Genomic DNA, 14,304 nt, shown 5'->3' with positions numbered 1-14,304 from the left:
TACTTATTTTGTTTAACTGATTGTTAGTCTACTTGTATCATAAAGCCTGTAGTTATCCAGAGGGTAAAAACAACCCTAGAATAATTATAAAATAACTATAGCAAAGCAAAGCTGTTGGAGTAATATTGCTGAAGTAACGCACTTAACTATTAGGCCAATAATGAGTAATCGTCATAGCAATTGCACCAATTTAGTGCATAATATTTAAAAATTTTTATCATTTTTGTGCATTTATTCGGATGCTTAGTAGCGAACTGTATCTTTATAGAGCAGGCGATGATTGTATTTTGCAGCGTAATAGTGGGTGTGGTGAGCGTATTATTAATAAAAAGGGGTAAATAGAGGGCTTTTATCTATTTTTGTTATGGATTGGCACGATGTTTGCTTTATTATATTTGATAGTTAACTATATATAGAAGACCGCTATATCGAAGACAGTCAGTAACAGCGACTTATCACTAGTTACTATCAAGATTTTTACTACTAAAGGCCAATCATGGCTTCGTCTGCCAGTAAAAATAGGCTAGCCAATTATTACTGAGTCGATAACAATTCAACATTATCGCTCAGATATTGCTAAAATAATGTCAGATTTTTAAAATAGCAAGACCGCAAGTAACATTATAACCACTACTATGGAGATTATTCATGTCGAATAAATTACTAGATCTTATCAAGTCCTCTAATGCTAAATGGGTTGATTTTCGCTTTACCGATACTCGGGGTAAAGAGCATCACATGAGCTTTCCTGCTCATAGTGTTGATGAAGAGGTCATGGAAGATGGCAAGATGTTTGATGGTTCGTCCATTGCTGGCTGGAAGGGTATTGAAGCCTCTGATATGATCCTGCGTCCTGATCCAGAGACCGCATTCCTTGACCCGTTCTTCGATGCGGTTACTGTGGTCGTCACTTGCGATATTATCGAGCCGTCAACGCTACAAGGCTATGATCGTGATCCACGCTCTATCGCCCGCCGTGCTGAAGAGTATTTAAAGTCGACTGGCATTGGTGATACTGCTTATTTCGGTCCTGAGCCTGAATTCTTTATCTTTGATGAAGTCAAGTGGTCGATTGAGATGTCTGGGGTTAGCCATGAAATTATCGCTGAAGAGGCGGCATGGTCAACTAATAAAGATTATGAGTGGGGCAACATGGGCCATCGTCCGCGCGTCAAAGGCGGTTATGTACCAGTACCACCAATTGATAGCTCACATGATATGCGCGCAGTTATGTGTGAGCGTATTGAAGAGATCATTGGTGAGGGTAGCGTTGAAGTCCATCATCATGAAGTTGCTCCTTGTCAGGCAGAGATTGGCGTAGCCTTTAATACTTTGGTCAAAAAAGCAGATGAAGTACAACAGCTAAAGTACGTTGTACATAACGTAGCGCATCAGTTCGGTAAAACCGCTACCTTTATGCCAAAACCTGTTGTTGGTGATAATGGTTCAGGCATGCATGTGCATATTTCTATCTCAAAAGATGGGGTAAACACTTTTGCAGGTGATGAGTATGCCGGTTTATCAGAGTCAGCGTTATACTTCATCGGTGGTATCATCAAGCATGCTCGCGCATTGAACGCTATTACCAACCCATCGACTAACAGCTATAAGCGCCTAGTGCCACATTATGAAGCGCCTATTAAATTGGCTTATTCAGCGTCTAACCGTTCAGCATCTATTCGTATTCCACACGTTAGCAGCCCAAAAGCAGTTCGTGTCGAAGCTCGTTTCCCTGATCCTGCAGCGAACCCGTATTTGACCTTTGCAGCATTGCTAATGGCAGGTCTTGATGGTATTCAGAACAAAATACATCCAGGCGAAGCGGCAGATAAGAATTTGTATGACTTGCCACCAGAGGAAGAAGCCCAAATTCCAACAGTTGCTGAAAGCTTAGAAGTCGCTCTACAAGCTTTAAGAGATGATAATGAATTCTTATTAAAAGGCGATGTATTCACTAAAGACATGCTAGAAGCCTTTATCGCTCTAAAAGAAGAAGAAGTGCAGCGTGTCAACGTTACTGTGCACCCAGTAGAGTTTGACTTGTACTATAGCTGTTAGTTAATTAGTAGCTACTACTTTAAGTCACTGTCTTTAAGTCATAGTCTTTAAGTCATAGTCTTTAATTCATTGTCTTTAAGTGATAGTAATGAACCAAAACCAGCTGAGCGAGTCTTGGCTGGTTTTTTTATGCCTATTGATAAAAGCAGTCTGCATCATTTTTAATTTACATTTCGTCTAGAACAGCGCTTTGATTATAGTGGCATAATTAGCTAGTAGCAGTGCTTAGGGGCAAAAGATCACTACGCCTAGTAAGCGCTTTATTACTAACAGCTTTGAGCACTGGAGGGGCATAGTATGTGGAATGAGCGTTATAGCGAGTCTCAATATATCTTTGGTACAGAACCTAATGATTTTTTAAAGCAGTCGTTTCATCACATAAAAGCGGGTGGAAGGGTACTATGCTTGGCTGAAGGAGAGGGTAGGAACGCAGTGTTTTTAGCCCAAAATGGCTATCAAGTTACCGGTGTTGATTTATCGATAGTAGGCTTAAATAAAGCACAGCAATTGGCTAAAGATAAAGGAGTAACTTTAATCACCCAAGTTGCCGACCTTAATGATTATGATTTTGGAGCACAACAGTGGGATGGCATTGTTTCTATTTGGGCGCATATGCCGACTGCGGTTCGCCAGCGTGTACATAGCCGCATTGCATCAGCATTAAAGCCGGATGGAGTATTTATCGTTGAAGCTTACACTGAACAACAGCTTATGATGGAGGCGGTCGGCGGGCCCTCAGCTAGCGAAAAAGATCGTTTTGGATCGCTTGCCACTTTGCAGTATGAGCTGGCAGAGCTTGAGCAGCTAGTCGGGGTTGAAAGGCAACGTATGATTTCAGAAGGTAATCGTCATCAAGGTGTCAGTGCCGTGGTACAGTTTATTGCTTATAAGCGCTAGCTGGATTGATACCTTAGCATGAGCCTTAAAGCAATCTTAGGACAATGCTTAAGACAATGCTTAAGACGAGCCTTAAGACAAGGATTAAGACAAAAAGGCTAAGTTATAGAGCCTATCGACATCCTCTATAACTTAGCCTTTTTCGATAAAATTAATTTTTATACGTCTAATCATAAGTAACAGCTAAGCACTTATAGTTAATACTACTTAGCTGTTGCTGCAGTGGCTAAGCTACTTAATAGCATAGATATATTGTTGATGACTTTATCACAGCCGACGATGTTATGACGAGTTTTTAAATACTCAGGCTGGTTATAAGTCAGATGAACCTTACCCGCAACATCTTCGCTAACAAGCACTTTTTGTGGTAAATCGATAGCCACACTTTGAGCACAATTCATTAGCGGTGTCCCTGCTTTAGGATTGCCAAAAATAATAACTTCAGTAGGTCTTAGAGTTAAGCCGGCTCCCAGCGCATTTTTCTGATGGTCGATTCTACTAAACAAGGTCAAGCCTTGGCTCTTAGCCATAGACTCAAAGCGATCTGCGGTTTGTTTAACCGAATGGTTACTCTGTAAGCTCACTAAGCCATTATCAGTAGCTATAGAGCTAGCACTGTTTTTAACTGCAGCCTGACTATCAAGCTTCGATAAGCTTTGTTGCAAGCTGGCACAAGAAGATAGAGCTAGAGCACAAGCAATAATGGGGATTATTTTGAGCATAAGGGTTCCTGTTCTACAGTAGGTAAGTGGCGAGGTTTAATAGTTGTACAGTATTAAAGTATCTCACAAATTACTCGCTAACTGTACTAATGCTGACTGTTAGGTTTAGGGTGACTCTTATTCAAAATAAACACTAACACTGCCCCTAAAATAATAGCACTAGCTATGACAAAGCGCAGCGTTAATTGCTCAGATAAAAATAAAACCCCAGCAATAGCGGCCATTACCGGCACACAAAACTGCACTACAGCTGCTTGAGTACTTTTTAATAACGGCATTGCCATGTACCAGATACTATAACCAATACCCGACGTAATCGCACCGGATACCACTGCTAAAAGTATGCCCTCTGAGCTTATGTTCTCTAGATAGCTTATGGCCACTAAGAATAATATAGGAACAGCCACTAGGCTGCGAATAAAGTTAAAGCCTGTAGCGCGTAGTGGTGATATACAAGCTTGACCACGGATACTATATACACCCCAAGCAACGCCGCTGATAGCCATAATTGCTGCGCCAGATAACGATGGTACAGCAGCTGAGGGTAGCATCAGATAAATAAAGCCTACTACTGCCACCACAAAAGCTGCCCACTGAAAGGCGCTCAACTGCTCTTTTTTAAAAATACCCCAGCCAATCATTGTTAATTGCACGGCTGCGAACAAGATCAGGGCGCCAGTGCCTGTATCTAGCTTTACGTAAGCTAGTGAAAAGCAAAGCGCATAGATCACCAAACTGATACTACTAAGCCAGCTACCTTTATCTTTTAAAATAGCGCGGTTATCAAGATTTTTATTCGCCATACTTTGGCGAGTTAGGCGGCGTGCGTGTACGGTCATAATGAGCATAAGGCAGACCGCACCCCCTAGCAGACGAATAATGGTAAAGCTCCAAGCATCAATATATCCTTCTGCCAAGGCCATTCTACAAAAGAGTGAGTTAGCAGCAAAAGCAATCAAGGCGATAATCGTGTATAGCGTGGCTTTCAAAAATAATCCTTACCGTCATAGAGTTCAACACGGCTTATAACTGCTTGTTAGTAGGGGCGACTATCTTAGCAATAATAAGCCATTACTCAACAGGGTTTATGATAATCAGGCAGATTTTAGCGACAATAAAGTGCCCAACTAGTCATGATTTCTCTGAGACTAGGCGGCTTTATACCAATCAATCTTACGAGTCATTATCATCACGCAGGCTAGCAGCACAAAGCAGAATACAGCACCTAGTAATAGATTCAAATCCTCTGTGGTTAAGATGCCATAAAACGCTGCATACAGTCCGGCCAATATAGCGGTAAAAATAACGGCGCGTTTGAGGCTATCAAGCACATAATAGCTGTACCAGCCGATGAGACCAACACAAGCACTAGCAGCGATAGCATAAGCTTGCCAAAAAGCAATTTGCTCGGCGAGTGGTAGTAATAAAACGTAAAACACTAATAGTGCGCAGCCCACCAGCAAGTACTGGATAGGGTGAATACGGCTCGACTTGATTATTTCAAACAAAAAGAAAGTGCCGAATGAGACTAGTATTAGCAATAAGGCGTATTTCATAGTCCGTTCAGTTTGTAGATAGACGTCGTTGGGTTCAGCAAAACTCACTCCAAAGCTATTTAGGCTACCATTGATGCTATCGACTGAGCCAGCTGCTGCTTCTACAGCAATAGTGGCTTCATCATAGGAGCTGCCTGCTGCAAAAGGCGCACTACTTATCACCTGACACTGGTTATTAGCGGTACTTAAGCATTGTGATAGGTACTGATTATTAGCAACAGTGAGATATTGATTCTGCCAATTAGCCTTAAAACCATCGGCGCTAAAGCTCTTAGTATTAGGTAAGGCCTTGCCAATAAAATTAGGCGTGTCCCAGTTGCTAAGCATAGTCAGCTCAAAGTTCTGCCCAGTCGGTACAGTATTTAAACTGCTTATACCTGCTAATGGTAAATCAATCAGCATGTCGATCGGCTGGTTTTTGTTTTCAACAGTAGAGGTTTTACTGCTATTTGATGCAGCTGTTTGGGTCGGTGAGTTGGCAAGATTTTGCGTAGCTAATTGAGTTAACACAGTATCAGGGAGTGCCACTTCAACATAAGACAAGCCTTTAAGCATAGAGTTTTGTGGATAAGTGGCTTTGATCGTCTGCTTATTGATCACCACTGTCGGCAACGTCGCTACACCACGTAAGTCTGATACTGGAATAATCAATTTCGCCTGCTCCCAATGGCTAACGGCTTGGGATGAGCGTAAGGCATTTTTATCAGCTGTCACTGCCGCTGTAGCGATGCCCTGCTGATCTTGTTTCGATAATTCTGATAAATCCGAAAGCTTTGAAGAATCTGAAAGGTTTGAAGAGGATTCGGGCAATGAGTAACGTTGCTTAAATTGTAGCTCACTGTTATAGCTAGTCGCATGATAAATACTGCGTTTATAAGTATCGGTATCCACCAGAAGATTTTGGCTGGCTTGAGTTTGCGCGGCAAAGATAGCGTCAATCTTAGTGTAAGGTGCTGCACATTTAACGGACTGGGTTTCAGCATCTAGCAAACATTCTGGAGTGATAGTAGTAGGAATAGCAATGAAGGGGGTGATGACTTGTTGTGGATAAACGTGCTGCTCAGCAATCTCTGCAATAACTGAGTCGGCATAGCTTTGGCGCTCGTAGATAACAGAGCTGAACATAGTAAGACCAATGGCAAAAATAATGCATAAGCCTGCGATAATACACAGTTTTATAGTAAGTGTTTTTTGCATAGCAGTTCCTCAGCTTGACCTTTTGCTGCTAGCAAGGGTCAATACAGTCGATTGATTTGACTATAATTTTAGAGGAGCTATAAAGAAAAACGATGCAAAAAAGATGAATAGTTTATGGAAATGACTTAGGGTGATTTCACTTATGGTTAGGGTGTTGTAAACAAGATACAATTGTTTTAAAACAACTGAAATGGTAGCAGAACACAAGACCTCTTCAATAGATTTTTGAGCACAAGTGATGAAAAGGGTCAAAAAAAAGACATGAGTATCCATCAGGCTTGTACTTTTTATAATGTTAGCAAAACTGCATTACAGTGCTGGCAAAAGTGGTATTCAATTGGGCGATGCTCAACAGCGATAGACATAAAGATGAGTTTTTATAATGGGATATGTGTGGAAATGCCTTATAAATCTGATGTTTGATATAACAATTAATTTCCATCTATCTAGAAATTATAGAACAGATTAAAGACAAGGCATACAGTGATATTATCCTATGATAGGCATAGAGGGGTAATATTTTATAATTAGATAATCAAAAAAAATTAAGGTCGTAGGAAAATGATAATCAAAATATTGGTAGGTTCTTTATTAGCTTTGAGTGCTGTTAGTACTGTCGCAGGTAATGTATACATTTATAAAGATAAAGATGGCAAACAAGTATTGCTCAACAATGTTAGTCCAAGTGTTAATTTTAACAAGCCTGCTACAGTAGTTGCAAAGAAAGATAATTATTTATCTGCTGCACAAGTAAAGATTTTTAATGCAGAATTAAATGCTGAAATACAAGCGCTGAAAAATGATATAAAAATAGCTAGGAGCGGGTTAGCCAAACAGAATTTAAAAAATACGCAAGAAGAAAGAAAGAGACAAAAAGGTGTTTTAACGCCTACTAAGAGTGAGGTGGCGCTAACGGTGAGTATAGATTCTATTTACAGTGTTGATGTTGGTGCCAAAATTGGAATGGCTAAAGAGGAAGTATTAAATAAGACTTATTGGGGAAAGCCTAATGATACTCACGAAGTTACAGATGAATATGGCAAACTTGAGTCATGGTCATATAGCAATGATAGAGGGACACAATACTTATTTTTTGACAATAATAGGTTAATCAGAGTATATGGATAATGTGATGTAGCTATCAGATAATATCAGAGTAATTTCAAGCGTTTTGAATACTCTTTGATAGGAAAAGTACTAGAACGTCTTATAGCGAAAAATAGAAGCCTTGTCTTTGATGTATATCGATACCAACAGTCAGTTACTAAGCACACCTGAATACAATGATATTCTAGTATGCTTTTTTCATAGCTAAATAATGAGCTGTCTAGTGATTTTAGTTAAAAAAATATGAGGTTTTGTTTTTTTAATAGTTTTAAACGCACTACAAACCTTTATAGTCCTGATCTAAATCCTAGAGAAGGATAAGAAAGGGTCCAGTAGACGCTTGCCCGAGTGCAAGAGGGAAAGTTATACTTGAATATAGAGAAGAAATGGGAACAGGTTAAGTTTCTACGTCAAGGATGGATGAAGAATGACTTGTCTAAATTGTTCTATGATATTGGATGTACTGATTTTATTCTGGATTAACTATAGTAGTAGCGAAAATAATAAAGGTTATAGCATTGACTAGGGTGATGGGGCGTTATTGGATAGCAGAGGCTAGCAGCTTTAATTAGTAATAAAATAGTTTAAATAGCCTAAGCAAATATTATTATTAAATTCAATTTTGCATCCATAATTCAATTTACTATTTCAATTTTCACCTTGACAGCTAATGCAATTCTCTTAGCCAACGCGCCACTTGCTGGACTCGTTGTTGTCGATCACCGCCAATGCGTCGAAAGTCTTTATTATAATAGTTAAGCTCATTTTCAAAGCGTGTCGTTATTGCTTGGCGATCATAAGGGCTGTCACGTAGATCATCGGCAACCCATGGGATATCCACCTCAGTCAGTAAAATTAAATCATAACGATGGGCTAGTGCGGCTTGGCTAAGAGCCTTTGGACAGTCACCATAATACCAGTTGGCATAAATCATGAGCTCAAATAGACTAGTATCACAAAACAGATAACACTGCTGTTCTGCGTTTTTATCTATAGCTGGCGCTGCTAGCTCATCTTGCTGGTTTTGATTAGCTTGTGCCCCTTGTATAGCTTCGAGTGCCAGCTGATTTTCTATATCGATTTGACCTTGGGCGATAGGTAATAAGTCCTCCCAAGTACAAGTCTGCTGCTCATTATTCCACTTTTCTTGCAAGTAAGTACGCATATATTCAGGCACCCAAGGACTAGAAAAATGCGCCGCTAAGTCACGACATAAAGTAGTTTTTCCAGTACTTTCTGCGCCTAAGATTGCGACTTTAATTACTGACTTAAGCGTATGCTGTTCCAAATTGTACAGAGTAACGTCGTTGCCATTCATAGTAAGCCCAAACTGCAATGAGAGTGAACACTACATACTGTAGCGCGGTAAAAGTAAGACCTTTATAAAAGTATAGCGGTACTGAAATAGTATCAGCCACTATCCATATCAGCCAATGCTCAATTTTGCGTTTAGCCATCAGCCACATTGCCATCAAGAACAGCGCTGTGGTGAGCATATCGGTATAATCTACCCAAGTAAATAAGTGCATACCGAGTACGGCGCCGTCAAAACTGAAGTTATTATTGATAACTGGACGGAAATAATAAACCAATGCTACAAAAGCAACGGTCACACTGGCTAATAAGGTCAGGATAGGCAAATCTCTGGCTTGAATACGCTCGATAGTAATAGCGCTTTGCTCACCGTCAGTTTTATTCTTTGACCAATTAAACCAGCCGTATATACCCATAGCCGTATAGTAAGCGTTGATAAACATATCGCCAAACAATTGCCATTGCCAAAGTAAGTATACAAAAATGGCGGTGCTGATGATGCCAATAGGGAAGACCAGCACATTTAGTCTGCTGGCGAGTAATACACTAGCGACACCGAATATTACCGCTACTATCTCTAATCCAATAAATAGTACAGGATAGTCCGCATACTGACCAAAGAGCCAGTTTAAAAGTTCTAACATTATTTTTCCTAATCTTTATTATTTACCAAGCTTTAAGAGATTTAAGTATAGCTTAACTGCTGTAGAAGTAGGCTATGCTTTGCTAATTATTAACGCCAATCTGATTATTTGTAACAAACTATTAGATAAATAGTATTATTCAGGCATAATAAAGACATTAAATTTAAGCTTACATTTATTCACCCATTGTTATTAACCGAAAGTAGACTTGTGCTATTTTCTCCCTTTTTGCGCTTATTTCTGAGCATTATTTGTAGTAGACAAGGAAGCTTTATTATGACGACTTGTATAACTGGCACTGGCCTGTACATTCCCCCTTATAGCATCAGTAACGAAGAATTGGTTACCTCCTTTAATCAGTATGTCGATAATTATAATGAGCAACATGCAGACGAGATAGCTAATGAGACTGTATCAGCTTTGCAGCATTCCTCTGCTGAATTTATAGAAAAAGTATCAGGTATCAAATCACGTTATGTCATGGAAAAAGAGGGTATTTTAAACCCTGAAATTATGGCTCCTGTTATTGCTTATCGCAATTTGGGTGAAGAGCTATCAGTAATGGCTGAAATGGGGGCAGCAGCCCTTAGAGATGCGCTAAAAGACACTGGTTTAGAAGCTAACGATCTAGATGGTATTATCTTGGCTTGCTCAAACTTTCAGCGTACTTATCCTGCTATTGCCATCGAAATTCAGAATGAGATCGGCATGATTGGGGGCTTTGCTTATGATATGAACGTCGCTTGTAGTGCCGCCACTTTTGGTCTGTCGCAAGCGCACGGCTCTATCGTATCAGGTTTGGCTAAGCGCATTGCTGTGGTCAACGTTGAGATTACCTCAGCGCATCTTAACTGGCGTAACCGTGATAGCCACTTTATCTTTGGTGATGTTGCTACTGCTTGTATCGTAGAAGATCTAGATACGCCAAAAGGTTATGAGATACTGAACGCTAAGCTGTTTACTGAGTTCTCAACTAACATCAAAAACGAATATGGCTTTATGGATCGCTCAGAATTTTTGGCAGCTGAAACCCAAATGTATCCTGATTTAAAAGAGCCGGTCACTGATAAGCTGTTTTTGCAAAATGGTCGTAAAGTATTTCGTGAAGTCTGTCCAAAAGTGTCACAAATAATTCTTGAGCATTTACAGGACAACGACATACCAGCTAGCGATATAAAAATGATGTGGCTACATCAAGCTAATGCCAGTATGCTCGATTTGATATTACGTACTGTTATGGGCAAAGAAGCCGATAAGTCTATTGTGCCAAGTGTCATTGCTGAATTTGCCAATACTAGCTCGTCTAGCCCTATGGTGGTGTTCCATCGTTATAAAGATGCCTTACAATCAGGCGATTTGGGCGTTATTTGCTCATTTGGTGCTGGCTACTCAATTGGTTCAGTATTAGTTAAAAAGGTTTAAATAGCCCTTTTTGCTATCGATTTATGCCGAATATAAAATAGCTGAGAGCATTCTTGGCTATTTTTTTTGCTTTAATTTTTTCTGCGCAGCCAATATTTAGAGGTGTTGCACGATATAAACAGCAAGTTTACGTAGTGATTTTAATTTAGCAGCAAAAATTTGCTATAATTGCCTCCTTATTTCCCTTATCTAATTAAAAGATCTGTTATGAAAGAATCCCTGCGCCTGCGTTTAGACCAAATGGTAGACCGTTATGAAGAGGTTACCGCTTTATTATCTGACCCTGGAATTATTAGTGATAATAATAAATTCCGTGAGCTATCAGTGGAACATAGTGACTTGATGGATATCACTACACTATGGCTCAACTACGGGCGCGCGGAAAAAGACCAAGCGGATGCTGAAATGATGTTAGCTGAGGCCTCTGATCCTGATATGAAAGAGATGATGCAGGATGAGATTGATAGCGCTCGCGACACTATCGTTGAGATGGAAGAAGCGCTCAACGTGATGATGTTGCCTAAAGACCCTAATGATAAAGTGCCAGCGTTTCTAGAGATTCGTGCTGGTACTGGTGGTGATGAAGCGGCGATTTTCTCTGGTGACTTGTTCCGTATGTACCAAAAGTACGCCCAAACGCAAGGCTGGACGGTTGAGGTATTATCAGCCAACGAAGGTGAGCATGGTGGTTATAAGGAAATCATCACTCGCGTCTCTGGCAACAGCGTTTATGGACGCTTAAAGTTTGAATCTGGCGTACATCGGGTACAACGAGTACCTGAAACTGAAAGCCAAGGCCGCGTGCATACCTCAGCTTGTACAGTTGCCGTAATGCCGGAAGTTGAGATTGATGATAGCGTTGATCTAAATCCTGCTGATATTCGCTTTGATACCTTTCGCTCAAGTGGCGCAGGTGGTCAGCACGTTAACACCACCGATTCAGCAGTACGCTTAACCCATATTCCGACGGGTACTGTGGTAGAGTGTCAGCAAGAACGTAGCCAGCACAAAAACCGTGCGCAAGCTATGAAGATGCTGATTTCAAAAATTCAGCAAGTTAAAGTACAAGCGCAAGTAGATGCTGCCGATACTATTCGTCGAGATTTGGTCGGTAGTGGGGATCGCAGTGAACGTATTCGTACTTACAACTTCCCGCAAGGACGTATGACTGATCATCGTATTAACTTGACGCTATATAAGCTTGATGCCATTTTAGAAGGTGATATGGATGAGTTGCTTGATGCGCTATTACGTGAGCACCAAGCAGATCTTATGGCCAGTATCGGTGGTGAGCAATAACGTTTTGAGGGTAATTAGCGTTAAAGATATAAGTGTTGTTATAGTAAACTGGCTTTTAAACCCATCCGTATTTTGTAGGTGAAAAATATAATGAAGAATCGTCTGGTTTTATTTATTATTGGTTTATGCTCTTTACTATTTATATCTGCATGCCAAACCTCGCCTGTGATCGATCAGCAGAATGACTCTACCTCTTCTTCTGAGAATCTTGTAAAAGAATGTCTCGCTAAAGGCGGTGAGTACCTAAAGCAAGGCAGACTACAGATGCACAGGTGTGTCATGCAGTTTTCAGATGAAGGCAAGTCCTGTAGTGACAGTTCTGACTGTCAAGGAAGTTGCTTAAGTTCAAAGTTAGATAGTGAGCCGGGCAAACCCAATCAAGTTGGAACTTGTGCGGCTAATGATAGTCCTTTCGGTTGTCGTCAACTTATTGAAGGTGGCATCACCAAAGGGACTTTGTGTATAGATTAATAATATAGTTTTCCAAAACTAAAACTTAACTTGTCAAATTTTGAGAATTTTATGTCAAAGAACAGCAATCAGAACAATCAAGCCTCCGATGAGCAAGCGCCAACCCTAGAAGAAGCCAATGAGCTTATCGCTCAACTACAAGCTAAACTAGATGACATAACGGCCTCAGGCAAACAGCCTTATCCTAATCAGTTTAAACGTACTGATTATGCGCAAGACTTGCAAGCAGCCTTTGAGGGTATCTCTAAGCAAGAGATCGAAGAAAAAGCAGCTAATGGCGAAAAGACTCAGGTGAATGTGGCTGGTCGAGTGATGCTCAACCGTGGCTCGTTTATCGTCATTCAAGATATGAGTGGCCGTATTCAGTTATATGTAGCTCGCAAAGAGTTAGATCCGGAGACCCTAGCTAGTATAAAGTCGCTAGATCTAGGCGATATCGTGGGTATCTCAGGCTATATCGGTCGCTCAGGTAAAGGCGACTTATATGTGCATATCGAAGAGTTTAATCTGCTAACCAAATCATTACGCCCCATGCCAAATAAGTTTCATGGCCTAGCGGATGTTGAGGCTCGCTATCGTAATCGCCATCTTGACTTGATGACTAATGAGACTACCCGCGATACTTTTATGATTCGTAGTCAAGTGATCAGTGGTATTCGTCAATTTATGCTTAATGAGCGTTTTATGGAAGTTGAAACGCCAATGATGCATCCTATCCCAGGTGGTGCTGTAGCACGCCCGTTCGAAACTCACCACAACGCCCTTGATATGCCATTATATTTGCGTATCGCTCCTGAATTGTATCTAAAACGCTTAGTGATTGGTGGTTTTGAAAAAGTATTCGAAATCAACCGCAGCTTCCGTAACGAAGGCATCTCTACTCGTCACAATCCTGAATTTACTATGATTGAGTTTTATCAGGCTTACGCTGACTATCATGACTTAATGGATTTGACTGAGCGTCTGTTTAGTGAGTTAGCCACCAATATCTTAGGTAGCACTGAAATCACTTATCAAGAAGAAACCATCAGTTTACAAGCACCCTTTGCGCGAGTAACAATGTCTGAGGCTATTGCCCAATATGCTGAAGGCTTTGACATTGCTCAGATCGATAATCGTGATTACTTGGCAGACTATGTAGCCAATACGCTGAGACAGCCAGTGAAAGAGGTGTTTGGCGTAGGTAAACTGAAGACTATCGTTTTTGAAGAAACCGCTGAGCATCAACTGCGTCAGCCGACTTTTATTACTGAGTATCCAGCTGAAACTTCGCCATTAGCGCGCCGTAGTGATGATAATCCTGAGATTACCGATCGCTTTGAGTTGTTCATTGGTGGCCGTGAGTTGGCCAATGGCTTTAGTGAGCTTAATGATCCTGCTGATCAGGCTGAGCGTTTCCGTGGTCAAGTTGCTGAAAAAGATGCTGGTGATGATGAAGCTATGCATTTTGACGCTGACTATATCGAAGCCTTATCTTATGGTTTAGCACCAACGGCAGGTGAGGGTATAGGTATTGATCGCTTAGTAATGCTATTTACTGATTCGGCTAGTATTCGTGATGTGATTTTGTTCCCCCATATGCGTCGCAAAGCTGACTAATAATTAGCAATAAGCTTA

The 14,304-nt window shown here is 40.7% G+C and carries 12 protein-coding genes; 7 read left to right on the top strand and 5 right to left on the bottom strand.

The genetic code is table 11. The annotated features are described in order from the left end of the window. Positions 1-648: 648 nt before the first annotated feature. Both glnA and KZA12_RS06660 read left to right on the top strand, forming a co-directional pair. Entirely contained in the window at positions 649-2,058 is a 1,410-nt protein-coding gene (gene glnA / locus KZA12_RS06665; RefSeq protein WP_201622034.1) for a type I glutamate--ammonia ligase, read from the top strand. A gap of 297 nt (positions 2,059-2,355) precedes the next feature. Beyond that, the gene (locus KZA12_RS06660) at positions 2,356-2,955 is read left to right on the top strand and encodes a bifunctional 2-polyprenyl-6-hydroxyphenol methylase/3-demethylubiquinol 3-O-methyltransferase UbiG (RefSeq protein WP_218689684.1); all 600 of its coding nucleotides are present in this window, start codon (positions 2,356-2,358) and stop codon (positions 2,953-2,955) included. 203 nt (positions 2,956-3,158) lie between these two features. Here the strand turns inward: KZA12_RS06660 and KZA12_RS06655 are convergent, their stop codons facing one another. The 3 genes from KZA12_RS06655 to creD form a co-directional block, all read right to left on the bottom strand. Further along, positions 3,159-3,677 (bottom strand): DUF302 domain-containing protein, encoded by a 519-nt coding sequence (locus tag KZA12_RS06655; RefSeq protein ID WP_218689683.1) that lies wholly within the window; start codon positions 3,675-3,677, stop codon positions 3,159-3,161. 86 nt (positions 3,678-3,763) lie between these two features. Further along, positions 3,764-4,666 (bottom strand): DMT family transporter, encoded by a 903-nt coding sequence (locus KZA12_RS06650; protein WP_218689682.1) that lies wholly within the window; start codon positions 4,664-4,666, stop codon positions 3,764-3,766. A gap of 159 nt (positions 4,667-4,825) precedes the next feature. Continuing rightward, positions 4,826-6,430 (bottom strand): cell envelope integrity protein CreD, encoded by a 1,605-nt coding sequence (creD, locus tag KZA12_RS06645; protein WP_218689681.1) that lies wholly within the window; start codon positions 6,428-6,430, stop codon positions 4,826-4,828. A 561-nt stretch (positions 6,431-6,991) separates the two neighbouring features. Between creD and KZA12_RS06640 the strand changes: the two genes are divergently transcribed. Continuing rightward, positions 6,992-7,558: a hypothetical protein gene (locus tag KZA12_RS06640; protein WP_218689680.1), complete on the top strand. Its 567-nt coding sequence runs from the start codon at positions 6,992-6,994 to the stop codon at positions 7,556-7,558. Between the two features lie 646 nt (positions 7,559-8,204). On the opposite strand, the gene KZA12_RS06635 is transcribed toward KZA12_RS06640, so the two are convergent. Then, entirely contained in the window at positions 8,205-8,855 is a 651-nt protein-coding gene (locus KZA12_RS06635; protein WP_218689679.1) for an AAA family ATPase, read from the bottom strand. Then, positions 8,806-9,495, bottom strand: a complete 690-nt coding sequence (gene pnuC / locus KZA12_RS06630) for a nicotinamide riboside transporter PnuC (protein ID WP_201622028.1) — start codon at positions 9,493-9,495, stop codon at positions 8,806-8,808. Before pnuC ends, KZA12_RS06635 begins: the two co-directional genes overlap by 50 nt. Positions 9,496-9,771: 276 nt before the next feature. Here pnuC and KZA12_RS06625 point away from each other — a divergent pair, with 276 nt between their 5' ends. The 4 genes from KZA12_RS06625 to lysS all read left to right on the top strand — a co-directional run bounded on the left by KZA12_RS06625 (position 9,772) and on the right by lysS (position 14,286). Continuing rightward, positions 9,772-10,917, top strand: a complete 1,146-nt coding sequence (locus KZA12_RS06625) for a beta-ketoacyl-ACP synthase III (RefSeq protein ID WP_218689678.1) — start codon at positions 9,772-9,774, stop codon at positions 10,915-10,917. Between the two features lie 207 nt (positions 10,918-11,124). Next, positions 11,125-12,216, top strand: a complete 1,092-nt coding sequence (gene prfA / locus KZA12_RS06620) for a peptide chain release factor 1 (protein WP_218689677.1) — start codon at positions 11,125-11,127, stop codon at positions 12,214-12,216. 90 nt (positions 12,217-12,306) lie between these two features. After that, the gene (locus KZA12_RS06615; RefSeq protein WP_218689676.1) at positions 12,307-12,687 is read left to right on the top strand and encodes a hypothetical protein; all 381 of its coding nucleotides are present in this window, start codon (positions 12,307-12,309) and stop codon (positions 12,685-12,687) included. 51 nt (positions 12,688-12,738) lie between these two features. Beyond that, positions 12,739-14,286 (top strand): lysine--tRNA ligase, encoded by a 1,548-nt coding sequence (lysS, locus tag KZA12_RS06610; RefSeq protein ID WP_201622024.1) that lies wholly within the window; start codon positions 12,739-12,741, stop codon positions 14,284-14,286. Positions 14,287-14,304: the final 18 nt, after the last annotated feature.

It is taken from the genome of Psychrobacter sp. BF1, from assembly GCF_019279065.1.
Taxonomy (GTDB): Bacteria; Pseudomonadota; Gammaproteobacteria; order Pseudomonadales; family Moraxellaceae; genus Psychrobacter; species Psychrobacter urativorans.
Note: the sequence above shows the minus strand (reverse complement) of the source record. Positions and strands in the feature narration are given on the sequence as shown.

Excerpts from the sequence above, each read along its gene's own strand:
- glnA (WP_201622034.1), top strand. The coding sequence starts at position 649 with ATGTCGAATAAATTACTAGATCTTATCAAGTCCTCTAATGCTAAATGG.
- KZA12_RS06640 (WP_218689680.1), top strand. The coding sequence starts at position 6,992 with ATGATAATCAAAATATTGGTAGGTTCTTTATTAGCTTTGAGTGCTGTT.
- KZA12_RS06625 (WP_218689678.1), top strand. The coding sequence starts at position 9,772 with ATGACGACTTGTATAACTGGCACTGGCCTGTACATTCCCCCTTATAGC.
- creD (WP_218689681.1), bottom strand. The coding sequence starts at position 6,430 with ATGCAAAAAACACTTACTATAAAACTGTGTATTATCGCAGGCTTATGC.
- KZA12_RS06660 (WP_218689684.1), top strand. The coding sequence starts at position 2,356 with ATGTGGAATGAGCGTTATAGCGAGTCTCAATATATCTTTGGTACAGAA.
- lysS (WP_201622024.1), top strand. The coding sequence starts at position 12,739 with ATGTCAAAGAACAGCAATCAGAACAATCAAGCCTCCGATGAGCAAGCG.
- prfA (WP_218689677.1), top strand. The coding sequence starts at position 11,125 with ATGAAAGAATCCCTGCGCCTGCGTTTAGACCAAATGGTAGACCGTTAT.
- KZA12_RS06615 (WP_218689676.1), top strand. The coding sequence starts at position 12,307 with ATGAAGAATCGTCTGGTTTTATTTATTATTGGTTTATGCTCTTTACTA.
- KZA12_RS06635 (WP_218689679.1), bottom strand. The coding sequence starts at position 8,855 with ATGAATGGCAACGACGTTACTCTGTACAATTTGGAACAGCATACGCTT.
- pnuC (WP_201622028.1), bottom strand. The coding sequence starts at position 9,495 with ATGTTAGAACTTTTAAACTGGCTCTTTGGTCAGTATGCGGACTATCCT.
- KZA12_RS06655 (WP_218689683.1), bottom strand. The coding sequence starts at position 3,677 with ATGCTCAAAATAATCCCCATTATTGCTTGTGCTCTAGCTCTATCTTCT.